The organism is Psychrobacter sp. YGAH215 (assembly GCF_007280595.1).
Taxonomy (GTDB): domain Bacteria; phylum Pseudomonadota; class Gammaproteobacteria; order Pseudomonadales; family Moraxellaceae; genus Psychrobacter; species Psychrobacter faecalis.
Map to the genome: position 1 here is coordinate 180,464 of NZ_VKLR01000010.1, position 14,328 is coordinate 194,791.

Sequence of the window (14,328 nt, forward strand, 5' to 3'; positions counted from 1 at the left end):
GATACAGCATTCAAGTTTAGATAAAGCTACGATACCATAAGATTCATTTCTAATGAATCTTATGGTAAAATCTTAACTATTAGACCGCTAAACGCTCAAATCCCAGCGTTTTTTAAAGCAGTTTAATGAAGGTTATTACGCTCATGCATTGAGCTAACGCTTCTAAACTTATCACTGTGTAAATCACTAAAGGATCCACCATGGCGTCACCAAAAACACTAGAGATCGTAAAAGCAACTGTTCCTGTACTTGAAGAACATGGCACAGCAATTACGACCGTCTTTTATAAAAACATGTTCAACCAACATCCTGAACTCTTAGATATCTTTAACGAAACCAACCAAAAACTAGGTCGCCAGCAGACTGCACTGGCTATGACGGTTTTGGCCGCAGCAAAGCACTTGGATAAATTGGCTGTACTACTACCACAAGTCACGCAAATCAGCCATAAACACTGCGCCTTACAAATTTTGCCAGAGCACTACCCGATTGTTGGTCATCACTTAATAGGCGCTATCAAAGAAGTATTGGGCGAAGCCGCCAACGATGACATCATCGATGCGTGGACTGAAGCCTATGATGAAATTGCTGATGTCTTTATTCAGCTAGAAAAAACCATGTATGAGCAAGAAATGTGGGAAGGCTTTGCACCGTTTAAAATCACTGAAAAAGTAGAAGCCGCGACAGATATCGCCGCCTTTACTGTCGTTCCCGCAAACGACGATATCGATTTAAGCAAATTAAGCCTGAGCGCCGGTCAATACATCACGGTCAAAGCCGACCCAGAAAACAGCGACCATCTTGCTCTACGTCATTATTCTTTATACTCAGCCACGAGCGATAAAGGTATCCAATTTGCTGTTAGACGCGACAACCGTAATGAGCATTATGGCTTGGTATCAAACCACTTACATGATCACTTAGACGTTGGTGATACGATCTTATTATCTGCCCCAGCTGGTGATTTTGAGCTTAACCAAGACTTAATTCAGCAAAATGATATTCCGTTGGTACTGGTGAGCGCAGGCGTTGGTGTCACCCCGATTTTGTCGATGTTAGAGGCGCAAGTCACCGCCAATCCAAAACGTCCTATCGTTTGGGTTTATGCTTGTCAGAATAAAGAGCATCATGCCTTTGATAGTAAAGTTAATGAATTACTTGCCGCCGCCGACAACGTAGAAAAGCACATTTTTTACTTTGAATCTGGGCAAATCCTAGATGAAGCATGGCTTGCTAACTTACCAAAGCCTGCTGATATTTATGTCTGTGGTTCTATGATGTTTATGGAAAGCATCATCGATGGTCTAATGGCCTTAGACCATGGCGTTGATAGCGTTCATTATGAGCCGTTTGGCCCTAAAATGAGCCTAGAGCTGGCTTAAATGATCCATTTAATAAAGTATTGAGGGTGCGAAAAATACGCTCGATACTTTGTTAAAGAAATATAAAGTCAGTGAGCAATTGCCATTAGAGTCACCTTTAAACGCTTCATTAGTGAGTAAATATTTAAAGGTGGCTCTATTTTTTTGTTTATACCTTTATAAATAGTCTTAATACTTATGGTTTTTATAAAGCTTGTTTTAAAGATAATCGTTATTAGCCATATTTTTTACAGTAACATGATATCGTATTTTAAAATTTCTATTACCAAAATCCTTAGTGGAGTAACGCCATGACTGTCAGTACTTATAATCCAGCCGACCATGCAAATTATCAACACGCTCATGGGCATGGCAGTCACGACCATGACCATCATAGTCATAGCCATGCTCCGACGGGTCGCGGTGATGATATCTTGCGGGTTATGCCAACCTTAAATGATTTGCAAAAACCGCATTCTGACCAAGAGTTTATCGAAAAAGCCATGGCAGAAGAACGCAGCAACCATAAAAATCTGATTGCCTCTAGCCGTGATGAATTGCCATCGGTGACCGTCAATGGTGTGATGATAGATAGAACCGCGATTGCCCAAGAGCTGCAATACCACCCTGCCCCCAATAAAGAAGATGCGGTGTTTCTAGCGACGCAAGCCTTGGTGGTGCGTGAACTCTTGCGCCTTGCCGTTTTAGATGAGCCAAGCCTTGGCGAGACAGCATGGCTTGACGATGAAGAAAAAGCCATCTCTGACTTAATAGAAAAAAACGTGCAAGCAACGATGCCCGATATGGCAACCTGCGAGCGCTATTATAAGCAGAATATCACTGACTTTAAGACCGACCCTATTATGAATGTCCGTCATATTTTGTTGGCATGTCCGCCAGAAGACGGCGATGAACGATTAAAACTTAAAAAAACCGCCTACGAATTTATCGAACAAATCAAAGATAATGCCAACCCCGATGCCGAGTTTATCCAACTGGCGCGCCAGCATTCCGCTTGCCCATCAAAAGAGCAAGGCGGCGAGCTTGGCATTATTAATAAAGGTCAGACTGTACCAGAATTTGAAGGCGCGTTATTTAAAATGGATGCAGGACTGGCGCCAAGCCCTATCGAGAGCCGTTACGGTTTTCATGTTGTCGACGTGCTAACCAAAGAGCCTGGCATTCAGATGACTTATGAGCAAGTCAGCCCTGCGATTCATAATAAGCTGAGCCAACAAGCCTTTCACCAATCCTTGTGCGATTACTTATTTACCTTAGCAAACGATGCCGATATCGAAGGTATCGAGATGTCGCTTGAACAAGAAAACATATTCCGCGGCTAAACAATCTATTTTCATTCAATTAATTTTCATATGTAAAAGCCGCATTGATGATAGGTAGTGATGATATAAAATAGCTCGTATGGTATAACGTATCTTGTTAGGTTATACCATCTCGATAGCTAGATGACTTTAGCCGTTGTATAAGCTAAATAGCTATCTCAGTTCAATACCAGTTCAATATATATAAATAAAATAAGTAGGGATTTATGATTACTGTCGCAGGGCTTACCGCAAAAATAACGCAGCGTATAGAAACGTATAACAATGACGATTTTCCGCTCCTCAAAAGAGATATCGTAAGCTATGATCTATTAGACAGTCGCAATCATATCTTGGCAACGGATATCGTCTCGCCGTTTGCTGTCCCTAGACAAAATCTGTCGGCGATGGATGGTTATGCGTTGGCACAAGGCAGTACGCTTGACGCCGAAAGCACGATTGCGATCGTCGGTGAGTCGCAAGCGGGCAGTCCTTATCGTGGTGACATTGTCGCAGGACAAGGGGTGCGCATCTTTACGGGTGCCGTCGTTCCTGACAGCTGCGATACGGTCGTCATGCAAGAAAACACCAATTTTGCCGCTATAAAAGACCATATTGATAAATCAAAGCCTTATGATATGACGCTTAGCAAAGCTGCTAAGGCCAATGACAATATCCGCAAGCAAGGCGAAGAGATTGAAGCTAAGGATGTGGTATTACAAAAAGGTAAACGCTTAAATCCTACTGATATCAGCCTATTAGCGAATTTAGGCTTTGATAAGGTCGATGTTTATCAGCCTTTAATCGTTGGTGTACTCGCAACGGGCGATGAATTGGTGGCGATTGGCAATGAGCTAACCAGCCTAGCGCAAATCTATAATTCCAACACCCCGACGCTAAAAACCTTACTCTCAAGCTTACCCGTCACTGTCCGCGATTATGGCATCATTGCTGATGATTTAGATAAAACCACCGCTGCCGTAGCCCAAGCGATGCAAGAGTGCGACGTCCTTATCTCTACCGCTGGCGTATCGGTTGGTGACTATGACTTTTTAACCACCGTCATTGAGCAGCTAGGGCAGATTAATCATTATAAAGTCGCCATGAAACCCGGCAAACCGTTTGTCTTTGGCGAGCTGACGCAAAATCTTGCCAAGCCGGTACTATACTTTGGTTTACCCGGCAATCCCCTATCAACTGTCGTTGGCAGCTTACAATTTGTCATTCCCGCTTTGTGGCAAATGGCAGGCGCTGCACCACAAGAGCGACCCATGCAGCTTAGCCTGACCGCTACCCTTAAAAACGATATCAAAAAATCAGCCGGACGGATGGACTTTCAAAGGGGCATTATGTCGCAGAATGCAGCTGGTGAGTTTGAAGTAGAAAGCTTTAGCAAGCAGCAATCGCACCGTATCAAACAGCTGAGCCACGCCAATTGCTTTATTGTCTTGGCGCAAGATTCTGGCAATGTAGCCGCTGGCGAGCAAGTATTGGTTCAGCCTTTTCCTTGGTTATATAGCTAAACGCTGTGTTATTAATAAGGACTGCACTATTAATCCTTACATAGCGGATTAATGGTTACATAGTTAATAACTCTTTATGCCATTAATCGTGAGAAACTGAGGGTTTACTATCAAGTGCTATCTACTACTTTGGTGGTAGTTTTTAGCTCACTTACGGTGAATGGTTATTTGCGCGCAAGCTGTCATAATTAACTATAAATGGAATTTCCCACTCACAACCTGAGGCAACGCCTAAAAGTACACACTATACTTAATATTAATGGTAATCATCTATGAACCATCTTGCCCCCAACGCAGGCAATGTGCAATTGTACTCGCCTGCCGCTGCACCTGCTATTTTTGACGGTGACTTATCGTCGAAAACGGCTCTCTCGTCGACGTATTCTCCGGTCACGCTCTCTCAACCATTAACCGATGGTTTCGCACGACGTCTTACCTATTTGCGTTTATCGATTACTGATTTCTGTAATTTTCGCTGTGAATATTGCCTGCCAGATGGCTATCAAGGCAAACCCCCACAAAACGAGCTCAGCGTCACTGAAATTGCTACCTTAATCCGCGGCTTTGCCCAAGTTGGCACCAAAAAAGTCAGGATTACCGGCGGTGAACCTTCTATACGCCGTGACGTGGTAGACATTATTAAAACCATCAAAAACACCGAAGGTATTGAAACGGTTGCTATGACCAGCAATGGCTATAAACTTGGCAAGCATTTGGCTAACTGGCAAGGGGCTGGACTGAATCAAATCAATATCAGTATGGACAGCTTCGATGCCGCTACTTTTCATAAGATGACAGGCTTCGATATGTTGCCACAGCTGTTGGCTGATATGGATACTTTACTTGCAACTACAGATATTAAGCTAAAAATAAACAGTATTTTAATGGCAGAAACCGCCTTTGAAAATCTGATGAATGCGATCGACTATGTCAAAGACAGAGCGGTCACCTATCGCTTTATCGAATTTATGCAAACCAGCGACAACAGCGATTTGTTTTTTGCCCAGCACGCACAGTCTGACATCATCACCAATTATCTAATCAAACATGGCTGGCAAACCCATGTCCGTGGCAGCAATGACGGTCCAGCGATAGAGTATAGCCATCCAGATTATAAAGGTCGTATCGGCATGATTGCTCCTTATGCTGCCCATTTTTGTGACAGCTGCAATCGTTTACGGGTTAGTAGCCAAGGTAAGGTGCATCTGTGTCTATTCGACCAAGGTAATTACGATATTCGTCCGTATCTCGAGCAAGACGATGTTGCAGGGCTTGTGAATACCCTGCACAGCTTTATGCCGATTAAACCTGAGCATCATCACCTTCACGAATCAAACAGCGGCATGATGAATAACTTGTCGATGATTGGCGGTTAGAATCAAAAATATACTAATAATCAAATTTTTCATTTTTTATCACAAGCGTATTTATTAAGGAACATTCATGAGTAAGCTGCAAGCACCCTTTACCCCGCTTAATATCGCCATCTTAACGGTTTCTGACAGTCGTACTCTTGCAGAAGATACTTCAGGGCAATATTTGGTCGATCAACTGACCGCAGCAGGGCACCAGCTGGCAGATCGTCAGCTGATTATTGATGATATTTATAAAATCAGAGCCGTTATCAGCGGTTGGATTGCCGACCCAGATGTGCACGCTATTATTACCACGGGCGGTACTGGTTTTTATATCCGCGACAGTATGCCAGAAGCGGTTGGCGTATTATTTGATAAATCAGTCGATGGCTTTGGCGAAATGTTCCGCTTAATCTCAAAAGACGATATCGGCATGTCTACCATCCAATCTCGCGCCGTGGCTGGTATGGCAAACGGTACGGGTATCTTCTGCCTGCCCGGTTCATCAGGTGCTTGCCGCACTGCGTGGGAAGGTATCTTACAAGAGCAGCTCGATAGCCGCACGCGTCCTTGTAACTTTGTGCCGCACTTTATGCGCACCAATCCAGGTCACGATTGATTGATGCTGGAAGTTGCAGACAGCTTAATCAAAGATGATGAACTCAGCCGCTTAGCAGGTATTGTTATTTTAGCGGGCGGCGCCTCCAAACGTATGGGGTCGCCAAAAGCTGAGCTTATCTTGCCAACGGGTGAGCGTTTGCTTGATTATCATGTCAGACAAGCGCTTGAATTAAGTGCTGCGATGACGAGCGATCTACCTATTATGATTGCGGATAATGGGCGTGGTTTTAGCGTCCATGCAGACTTAATGAAGAAAGATCTGCAGTCGTCAATTTTTCATATTGGAGATTATCTTTCTAGTAATGATAACAAACAAATTGAAACCGGCGGCGCATTGGTAGCGATTGAGGCAGTGCTGCAATCATTAAAGCATTTGGCAAATTCAAAGCAATTAACGAAAGAGGCAAACTGGCAACAATCTTGGCTGCTGGTCATTAGCTGTGATAGCCTGATTCCTATCAGCGATTTATGGCAAAAACTGCAACCTTATATCACGCAGGCTGACGGCAAGTCTGTCATTTGTCTAACCGATGACAGCCACTTATATCCATTGTTAGGTTTATATCGTTTAAGTATTGAGCCTGAGTTAAAGCAGTATATTGACAATGGACAGCGGCAGGTCATGAAATTTATTAAGCCGATTGTGCAGCCTGTTCCCTTTACCCAAGCATGGCAAGCGTTAACCAATTTTAATACGCCTAAAGATTTTGCCCGTGCTTGTTTGGCTTTAAACGTCTCATGAACCAAGCGACTTATAAAAAAGTTTATTGAAAAAAAACCGACCGTTTAAGAGAAATTTGTTTTCTAAGAGAAATAAAGAATGAATAGTGACAATCCAAAAACCAATAATCAACCAAGCAATCAGTCTGGTTTATCGCATTTAGATAGCGACGGTGATATCACCATGGTTGATGTGAGTGGCAAGACAGCCAGTACCAGAGAAGCGTATGCAAGCGGACAAGTGGTTTTTCCTGCGGACATCTATACGCAAATCAAAGCCGCGGACGGTATGACCAAAAAAGGCAGCATTACTCAAACGGCTCATATTGCTGGTATCATGGCAGCCAAACGTACCCATGACCTCATTCCACTTTGTCACCCCTTGCCCTTGGATAAAATTGGTCTAAGCTTTGCATACGATGATGTCCACCATAGTATTACCGTCACCGCCACGGTGAAAGTCACCCATAAAACTGGAGTAGAAATGGAAGCGTTAACCGCCGTTAGCGTCGCCTGCTTGACCATTTATGATATGACCAAAGCCATCTCGCATGACATTGTGATTGATAATATCCATCTTATGAAAAAAACCGGCGGTAAATCCGATTATCAGCATAAGTAAGAATGATTTAAAAAAATAAAGTTCTGAAAAGCCTACCGTTAGACAGTGAATAAGCAGTTTATCAATAAGGGAGATTGCTATGAGCACCTTAGTAGAAAGCAATACAGACTCTAAATTAGAAACCATGATGAATATTAACGTCTTATATTTTGCCAGCTTAGCCGATGAAGCCAATTGCCATGAAGAAAAAATCACGGTGCCACAGTCGACTTCATTGACCGAACTCTATGAGCAGCTGCGCCAAAAGCATCTTTTTAGCCGTCCGCAGTCGGAGCTACGCGTGGCGGTAAATGACTATTTTGCCAAGTGGACGGATGAGATTTATGACGGCGATAGCGTGGTTTTTATCACGCCAGTGGCTGGTGGTTAATTTAACATAGCTTTTTATTAACCTACTTATTTATCCTTTTTTATAAATTCACTTTTTATGAGCGCCGTGACTTTACGCGATGCTTAAAGTTAAAAATCTCGTTATACAATATTGTTAAATAATAGGCAGAAAAAATGACAGACAACGTACATGGGCAATCTATGAGTATCAAACGTAGCATCGATGAAGCGTACCTCATCGCTGAACGTGATGGTTTTGCGCTGTTAGATACCGATATTGACGAAAGTCGCCTTAAAAAGACGCTCGATAATGACAGCTGCGGCGCCTTTGTCTGCTTTGAAGGCCGCGTACGCAATCATAATAATGCCACGAGTGTTAATCGTCTAACCTACTATGGCTATGAAGATTTGGCCATCAATCAAGGCCGAGCCATCATTGAAGAAGCCAAAAAGCGTTTTGAGATTCTCGATGCCATTGCTATCCATCGCATTGGCGCGCTAGAGATCGGCGATGTGGCAGTTTGGGTTGGTGTGGTTTCTGCCCATCGCTACCCTGCTTTTGACGCTTGCCGCTGGATATTAGATACAATTAAAGCCGATATTCCGGTGTGGAAACAGGAATACTATCAAGATGATTCTTCAAAATGGCTGAGCAATAATGGCTAATTAACGGTTAATTAATGATGACTCACTCAATAACATTGATGAAAAATAGGTAGTCATGATATGCACATCGTTTAGAAAATAATTGAGCCAATAACGATAAAAAACTGATGTATACTGCAAAATTATTCATTTTTACTGAGTATTGTTCTTTTTTAAAGTAGAGGATGTAGGTTATGCTATCAAAACCATCAAATGCTCAGCATTACCCCATTACCAATTTGTCTTATTTAAAACGGTTTAAATCGATAGCAACATTGGGCGCATCTGCGTGCTTGGCCTTAATACTCAGCGCTTGTAGCCAAGAAAACAGCCCTAATGAAACCGCAGTGGTTACAGAAAACGCACCACAGACCACTCAACCTAGTGACGCCATTCGTATTGCTGCCGCCGCCAATTTATCAGACGTATTGCCTGAAATCATCGAAGGCTATAAAAAAGATAAGAACCTGCCAAATCAAGAGATCGAAGTTACCTTTGCTTCTTCAGGTAAACTATATTCGCAAATCACTGCCGGCGCACCTTACGATATTTTTTTAGCCGCCAACCAAGAGTTCCCCGCTAAATTGGTCGATGAGATGTTTAAAGGTGACAGCAGCCATACGCCGTTTACCTATACTCAAGGCCAACTCTCCATTTATAGCGCGACCAAGCCGGTTGATAGCTTGAATCAGAGTACACTGACGGAGCTATTAAAGCGTGATGACAAGACGAAAATTACTATTGCCAACCCTGAGCTTGCGCCTTATGGCGAATCTGCCAAGGCTTATTTACAAGCACAAAACCTTTACGACTCTCTAACGGCACAAAAGCGCATCATTCAGGCGGAAAATATTGGCCAAGCTTTTCAATATGCCCATACGGGTAATGTCGATTATGGTTTTGTGGCTCAGTCGCAAGTGACCGCCACCAAAGCGACGCCCGAGCAATTTTATATTTTACCAGCCGACTCTTATCCTGCTATCCTGCAGGACGGTATCGTTATTACCGATATCGCTAGCGCAGCAGATTTTACCGATTATCTGCGCTCGCCTGCTGGACAGGCTTATTTTGCTAAAGCAGGTTATTTGGCTGTTAAGTAGCTTGTTTGTAGCAATCTATCGAGAGAATAAGTACGGCTTAGGTTTGCTCAAGTGAATACTTTAGCCCTTTGATAAGCTTGCCTGCGTGAAATAAGTGAAATGTGACATAAGTGACACGTTATCAAGGCAAGCGATCTATAAATAAAGTAGCAGCATAAATAATGTCCTATCAGCGGCGCACTGGATAAAAGGTAGATAGATAATCACGCTATGATGTCCCAGTTTCTTATCTCAGACATGCTGCTGCCGGTATGGGTAAGCATCAAGCTTGCCAGCATTACCACCCTTTGCTTATTGTTATTTGCAACGCCACTCGCCTATTGGCTTGCCAAGCCTAGCCGCGGAAATGTCGCTGGGCGTATAAAGATTCTATTGATGGGCATTATTGCGATGCCGCTTGTTTTACCGCCTACCGTCATTGGTTTTTATTTATTATTACTGCTAAGCCCGAGCGTCGGTATTGGACAATGGCTTATCGAGCATAATATTAGCCCTTTGGTTTTTACCTTTGAAGGGCTGGTGATTGGCTCCATCATCTACTCCCTGCCTTTTTATATTCAGCCTGTCTACGCTCAGTTTTTGCGTATTCCCCAAAGCGTGATGGAAGTGGCAAGCTTATTAGAGCCTAGCCGTCTTAGACGTTTTATAAAAATTGTCCTACCGCAAGCGCGCATTGGCATCATTCTAGGAGGCTTAATCAGTTTTGCGCATACCATTGGCGAATTTGGCGTGGTACTGATGATAGGTGGCAGCATTTCAGGTGAGACCAAGGTTGTCTCTATTGCGATATATGAGCAAGTAGAGGCGCTAAATTATGAAGCAGCGCACCTGATGTCGGGGATTCTTATTATTATGGGGGTTATTATGGTGGCGCTGATTGCTGCTGTCAGTCGGCTTAATCAGCGCCCATAAGCACTTGTTTTATAAACCAATAACAAGTCAAATTTCTTTCTTTAAGCAATCAAACTTCTGGCTTACGGCTTTTTTTCGCCAAATCCAAATCGTTGGCATAAGCAAATAAAGCCGGCGCACCACCAGTATGCCAGAATAAAACGCTGTCAGTTTCTTTGATTTTTCCCGTACGAATCATATCGATAAGCCCGCCCATCGCGCGACCAGTATAAACAGGGTCGACCAATATCCCTTCTGTTTGCGCCGTTAAAGCAATCGCCTCATTTTCTAATGCGCCCACTACGCCATAGCCTGCGCCAACATAATCAGAGTTAAGAATCAAATCTGACTCGGTAAATTCATAATCTGTCTTGATTAATTTTGCCGTATTATTAGCAAGCGCCAAAGTATATTGATCAAAGGCGACTTTATCGGTTTCGCCTTTATCAATATTAATACCGACGATTTGATAAGGTGAGTTAAAGATTTTGTTGCCAAGCATTAGGCCTGCTTGCGTGCCGCCAGAGCTTGAGGCAAACACGATGTGGGTCAAGGAGAAGCCCATGCTTTGACGCTGCGATTCTAGCTCTTTAAACGCCTCTACAAAGGCTAACGCCCCAAGCTCGCTTGAACCACCGTACGGCACCACGTAGACGTTTTTACCTTGGTAGGTTAATTGCTCAACGATGCTAGGAATGTCCTCGCCTTTGCGATGATTGCCTGCCCAGTGGATATGGCAACCAAACAGCTTATCTAGCAAGAGATTCCCATTTGCCTGCGCCGGCTCTTCACCGCCTAACACTAAATGACACTCTAGTCCTAAGCTTGCCGCCGCCGCTGCCGTCTGACGGCAATGGTTTGACTGTATCGCGCCCGCAGTGATGATGGTATCAGCACCTTTGGCAAGCGCGTCACCGAGGATAAATTCAAGCTTACGAGTTTTGTTGCCACCCAATGCCAGCCCCGTATTGTCATCTCTTTTCATATAGATTTTGGGACCGCCCAAGGCTGCACTCAATCGTTTCAGCTCAACCAGAGGGGTTGGAAAAAAGCCTAGCAGCTCTCTAGGTATGTGGTTATATTCCATGTTATTTTCTATCCCTATTATCAATAGCCATGTAGAAATTATCTGTTAGCACAGCATACAATAGAAATATAAGTCACGCCGCTACTATTTAAAACGAGCAGACACAAAAAAACCCCAAACAATCTAATGTTTGAGGCGAAACTTGCTTAGACTTAACAGTCTAAATTCGTTTTCTAATACTACAGAAAATGGCGCAGCGGACGGGACTCGAACCCGCGACCCCCGGCGTGACAGGCCGGTATTCTAACCAACTGAACTACCGCTGCTTAGGTCGTCTTTAGCATGTCGTCTTCTAAAAGACCCACTCGCTAAATGAGTGGTGGGTGATGACGGATTCGAACCGCCGACATTCTGCGTGTAAGGCAGACGCTCTACCAACTGAGCTAATCACCCTTGCTGTGGGTGTGTATTATATAGATTTACACATGGCTGTCAAACCCTATTTGCCTTTTTCTTGCGTATTTTTTCCTAATTTAGCGGCAATTTATGCAAACCTATGTTTTTATTGGCTTTATATTTTATATAAAACCAATAATTTCTCTAGCTTATTATTTATTTGGCCGCCAATGCTTGTTCGATATCTGCTTTTAAGGCATCAGGCTTGGTGGTTGGCGCATAACGGTCAATCACTTTCCCATCGGTGCCAATTAAAAACTTAGTAAAATTCCATTTGATACCATCTGTCAGCAGCCCGCCTTTTTGGTCTTTAAGCCAATCAAAAATCGGATGGGCGTCTTTACCATTGACATCAATTTTTGCCATCATTGGAAAGCTGACGCCGTAATTTTTTTGGCAAAACGCGCCAATCTCCTCGTTAGTACCGGGGTCTTGCGCGCCAAACTGATTACAAGGAAAGCCAATCACCACCAATCCTTGCTCTTTATATTGTTGATACAGCGCCTCTAGGCCTTCAAACTGTGGCGTAAAGCCACATTTGCTGGCGGTATTGACGATTAATAATACTTGCCTTTTTGACATACTCCCGCCACTTTCGACAAGCTCAAGCGGGGGATTCTAAAAGCAAAAGCTTTTAGGCGACTTTCTCACGACCGTCGCAAGTTTTCTGTTTCAACGGGCGACCTTTACCGCATCCTCCCTCCGCAGACAAAACGGCATGTCCTGCCGCAAGAATATTTTTAGCTGCATTCACATCAGCATTTGCTTTATGCCCGCATTTGACGCACTCAAATTTAGCCTGAGTTTGTCTATTCTCTTTGGTAATATGCTGACATTGGGAGCAGGTTTGGCTGGTGTAGCGTGGGTTTACTTTAATGAGCACCCCGCCTTGCCAGTGCTGCTTGTACTCAAGCATATCAATCATCATGCCCCAGCCTTGATCCAAAATGGATTTATTCAATCCTGACTTGGCTTTGACGTTACGCCCTTTGTTTTCTAACGTACCACTTGCAGACTTCGACATATTGGCTACTTTTAAGTCCTCACAAGCAATCATGGCGTGGTTTTTGCTGATCGCGGTGGTGATTTTATGCAAGTAATCATGGCGAATATTGGCGATGTGATGGTGTAATTTTTGAATCTTACGGTTCTGCTTTTTCCAGTTTTGACTGAATAAGACTTTTCTACTTAATTGGCGCTGTAATGCGGCCAGTTTAATTTGATTGGCTTTAAAGCTATTTTTGGGTTTGATGTGCTGACCGTCTGAGGTAGTAATGAGTTTAGTGACACCTAAATCAATACCTATGGCGCTTGTAGAGGGGTGAATTGGGTTTTGATCCAGTGCTCGCTCACACCCAAAAGACACGTACCAGTGCCCTGATTTCTTGCTGATGGTGATGTTTTTAATGGTGCCGATGATGTCTTGCGATTTTCTAAACTTCACAAAGCCAATACCGCTAGGTAGTTTGATGCGATTGCCTTCAATACGGCAATACTTATCAAACTGAACAAGCCTGATTGAGTCGCAGCCATCGGATTTACGTTTAAATCTTGGCATCAGTTGTCGTAGTTGAATCTCTGTGCCATCGCTTAGCTTAAAGAACTTGGGTTTTCGGAGCTTCTTTTTATTTTCTTTGAGCCTAGCATGAACTTTAGGGTCGAAAAATCGTGACCAAGCAGAGGCGAGATCACGTACTTTTTGTTGTAAGGACACGGCATTGGCATGGGTTCTTAAGAAGTCAAAATCAGGATTGTTCTTTAGATCCATGATTTTATTAACCAAGTTGGTGGCATTAATAAATTCATTTTTGGCAAACATCTCAAATGAGATCGCTAGTATTTGATTCCAAACAAAACGTGCAGAGCCGACAAGACTATTTAGAATAATCTGTTGCTCTGCATTAGGCTCAAGCCTAAATTTATACGCTTTGTTGATTTTCATGGAATAGTCTTGGCGAGTTTATTAATATAACGCCAATCTCAACTTATCGTAGGCTTTTGATTTTTATAGAATTTAAAATTCTAATTGTTTTAACTGAAATTTTAAAAACTAAGTAAACCAATACCTTAGAAAAATAAGTTGAGAGTGGGGTTAATATAACAATACTTAATAAGTATATCAAATTCACGGTCAGGATGTGTAAATAAACAGTAACAATGAGGCGAAATTCACCTCCACCCTAATGTCGGATGGAGTCCTCTTTCGCGGTTTGATAGATATTATTACTAACTTCTACCAATAAGGGCAATCACTGCTTTCAGTGACTGCCCTTATTTTAACCCCAATTCGGGATAAGCGCTCAAAAAAAAGATAAAAAAGAAGTCCAAAGTTGCTAAAGTGAGTTTACCAAGACA

General features: G+C 43.1%; 14 protein-coding genes and 2 tRNA genes. 11 read left to right on the forward strand and 5 right to left on the reverse strand.

Annotated features, from left to right (window positions below; translation table 11 throughout):
• Positions 1-200 precede the first annotated feature (200 nt).
• The 11 genes from FOR85_RS06270 (at position 201) to modB (ending at position 10,511) form a co-directional block, all read left to right on the forward strand.
• Positions 201-1,382, forward strand: a complete 1,182-nt coding sequence (locus FOR85_RS06270) for a globin domain-containing protein (protein ID WP_144297182.1) — start codon at positions 201-203, stop codon at positions 1,380-1,382.
• A gap of 422 nt (positions 1,383-1,804) precedes the next feature.
• Positions 1,805-2,704: a peptidylprolyl isomerase gene (locus tag FOR85_RS06275; protein ID WP_373681943.1), complete on the forward strand. Its 900-nt coding sequence runs from the start codon at positions 1,805-1,807 to the stop codon at positions 2,702-2,704.
• Positions 2,705-2,910: 206 nt separating this feature from the next.
• On the forward strand, positions 2,911-4,206 hold the full coding sequence (glp, locus tag FOR85_RS06280) for a gephyrin-like molybdotransferase Glp (RefSeq protein ID WP_144297184.1): 1,296 nt from the start codon (positions 2,911-2,913) through the stop codon (positions 4,204-4,206).
• A 272-nt stretch (positions 4,207-4,478) separates the two neighbouring features.
• Positions 4,479-5,582, forward strand: coding sequence for a GTP 3',8-cyclase MoaA (gene moaA / locus FOR85_RS06285; protein ID WP_144297185.1), 1,104 nt, complete (start codon positions 4,479-4,481; stop codon positions 5,580-5,582).
• A 67-nt stretch (positions 5,583-5,649) separates the two neighbouring features.
• Positions 5,650-6,180, forward strand: a complete 531-nt coding sequence (moaB, locus tag FOR85_RS06290) for a molybdenum cofactor biosynthesis protein B (RefSeq protein ID WP_089555991.1) — start codon at positions 5,650-5,652, stop codon at positions 6,178-6,180.
• A gap of 3 nt (positions 6,181-6,183) precedes the next feature.
• The gene (locus FOR85_RS06295) at positions 6,184-6,924 is read left to right on the forward strand and encodes a molybdenum cofactor guanylyltransferase (protein WP_144297186.1); all 741 of its coding nucleotides are present in this window, start codon (positions 6,184-6,186) and stop codon (positions 6,922-6,924) included.
• A 78-nt stretch (positions 6,925-7,002) separates the two neighbouring features.
• A complete protein-coding gene (gene moaC, locus FOR85_RS06300; RefSeq protein ID WP_144297187.1) occupies positions 7,003-7,524 on the forward strand; it encodes a cyclic pyranopterin monophosphate synthase MoaC in 522 nt (173 codons plus the stop codon).
• Positions 7,525-7,603: 79 nt separating this feature from the next.
• Positions 7,604-7,894 carry a MoaD/ThiS family protein gene (locus FOR85_RS06305; protein ID WP_144297188.1) on the forward strand — a complete coding sequence of 97 codons (291 nt, stop codon included), beginning with the start codon at positions 7,604-7,606 and terminating at the stop codon, positions 7,892-7,894.
• 134 nt (positions 7,895-8,028) lie between these two features.
• A complete protein-coding gene (locus FOR85_RS06310) occupies positions 8,029-8,520 on the forward strand; it encodes a molybdenum cofactor biosynthesis protein MoaE (RefSeq protein ID WP_102077822.1) in 492 nt (163 codons plus the stop codon).
• Between the two features lie 173 nt (positions 8,521-8,693).
• Positions 8,694-9,599 (forward strand): molybdate ABC transporter substrate-binding protein, encoded by a 906-nt coding sequence (gene modA / locus FOR85_RS06315; RefSeq protein WP_144297189.1) that lies wholly within the window; start codon positions 8,694-8,696, stop codon positions 9,597-9,599.
• 210 nt (positions 9,600-9,809) lie between these two features.
• On the forward strand, positions 9,810-10,511 hold the full coding sequence (gene modB, locus FOR85_RS06320) for a molybdate ABC transporter permease subunit (RefSeq protein ID WP_144297190.1): 702 nt from the start codon (positions 9,810-9,812) through the stop codon (positions 10,509-10,511).
• Positions 10,512-10,560: 49 nt separating this feature from the next.
• Here modB and FOR85_RS06325 read toward each other — a convergent pair whose 3' ends face one another.
• The 5 genes from FOR85_RS06325 to FOR85_RS06345 all read right to left on the reverse strand — a co-directional run bounded on the left by FOR85_RS06325 (position 10,561) and on the right by FOR85_RS06345 (position 13,915).
• Complete coding sequence (locus tag FOR85_RS06325) at positions 10,561-11,577, reverse strand: D-cysteine desulfhydrase family protein (protein ID WP_144297191.1); 1,017 nt, start codon at positions 11,575-11,577, stop codon at positions 10,561-10,563.
• Between the two features lie 189 nt (positions 11,578-11,766).
• Positions 11,767-11,843 (reverse strand) — tRNA-Asp (locus tag FOR85_RS06330).
• A 51-nt stretch (positions 11,844-11,894) separates the two neighbouring features.
• Positions 11,895-11,970, reverse strand: a tRNA-Val gene (locus FOR85_RS06335).
• A gap of 159 nt (positions 11,971-12,129) precedes the next feature.
• Entirely contained in the window at positions 12,130-12,555 is a 426-nt protein-coding gene (locus FOR85_RS06340; RefSeq protein ID WP_144297192.1) for a glutathione peroxidase, read from the reverse strand.
• A 52-nt stretch (positions 12,556-12,607) separates the two neighbouring features.
• A complete protein-coding gene (locus tag FOR85_RS06345; RefSeq protein WP_144297193.1) occupies positions 12,608-13,915 on the reverse strand; it encodes an RNA-guided endonuclease TnpB family protein in 1,308 nt (435 codons plus the stop codon).
• Positions 13,916-14,328: the final 413 nt, after the last annotated feature.